The 1,460-nt window shown below is 61.2% G+C and carries 1 protein-coding gene and 1 pseudogene; both read left to right on the forward strand.

Annotated features, from left to right (window positions below; all coding sequences use genetic code 11):
• Positions 1-274, forward strand: a pseudogene (locus B7Y43_RS20065) (integrase); the annotation flags it as partial.
• A 109-nt stretch (positions 275-383) separates the two neighbouring features.
• On the forward strand, positions 384-1,460 hold a 1,077-nt coding region (locus B7Y43_RS20070; RefSeq protein WP_374133423.1), incomplete at its 3' end, for an ATP-binding protein.

Here is a 1,460-nt window from a genome sequence, read left to right on the forward strand (position 1 = left end):
GGTCGGTCCGATCTATCGCGCGATGATACAGCGGGCGTTCGACCGCGGTGCCCTGACGGATCTGACAGCAGACGATCTGGCGCGGTTGCTCAAGGGGATTAGCGCGCATTCGACGCGGGTCGGCCTCAACCAGGACCTATTCGTCATCGGCGAGGATCTCGCTGGCATCATGGATGCGCTGCGGTGGAAGTCGCCACGCATGCCGCTTGCCTACAACCGCAATTTGGCTGCAGAGCAGGGTGCTGCTGGACGTTTGATGGCCAAAATCGGCTGATGGCTTCCCATTGAGATTGGCACGATAAGCCAACCAGACGCTCGCAGCGCTTTATAATCATCTTACATGGTTCTAGTCGAATCAACTAGAATCATGTAAGGAGCCTAGAATGGATCCACGCCGTAACCCCTTCGCCCCAGGTGCAGGCAGCCGCCCGCCCGAGCTTGCAGGTCGGGATGACGTCCTCGAAACGGTCGCCATCGCACTCGACCGTATTCGAAATGGTCGTCATGCCCAAAGCATGATCCTGCTGGGATTGCGCGGGGTGGGCAAGACGGTGCTGCTCAACGCCATGCGCCGGGCCGCAGAAGGCGAAGGCATCCTGAGCGTGCCGATCGAAGCGCCCGAAGGCCAGTCGTTGCCAGCCATGCTGGTTCCTGCCCTGCGCACCGCCATGCTCAAACTTGATCGGGGACAAGCGGCAATGACGCTCGCGAAACGCGGCTTGGGTGCACTGGCGCGGTTCGTTAAGGCGTTCAAGCTGAGCTACGGTGAGCTGGAGGCATCGCTCGATCTGGGTGAGATCGGGGTTGCGGACAATGGCGATCTCGACGCCGATCTGATCGATCTGATCGATTTGGCCGGCGCCGCCGCCGCTGAGCGAGACACAGCCCTCGTGCTGTTCATCGACGAGCTGCAATATGTGCCCGAGCGCGAACTGGCGGCGCTCATCACCGCGCTTCATCGAGCCCGCCAGAACGACCGTCCAATCACCCTGGTTGCAGCTGGCTTGCCGCAACTGGCCGGGCAGATGGGCAAAGCGAAGTCCTATGCCGAACGATTATTTCTGTTCACCAGCATTGGTCCGCTCGGCATCGAAGCAGCCAGTGCGGCCATCATCCATCCGATCGAAGCGGAGGAATGCGCGATCGAGCCTGCTGCGGTCGCGCAAATCATCGCCGTCACCGAGGGCTATCCCTATTTTCTACAGGAATGGGGCAAGCAGTGTTGGGATGCCGCCGACGCCTGCCCGATTACAGTAGCGGATGTCGATCTCGCTCACCCCACGGCCATCGCCGCACTCGATGACAGCTTCTTTCGTGTGCGGTTTGACCGCCTGACACCGTCCGAAAAGCGCTATCTGCGCGGCATGGCGGATCTGGGGGAGGGGCCCTTTGGATCGACCGCCATCGCCGAGCATATAGGTCGGAAGTCGTCGAGCTTTGGCCCCGTGCGTGCGTCACTG

The organism is Sphingomonas sp. 28-62-20, assembly GCF_002281505.1.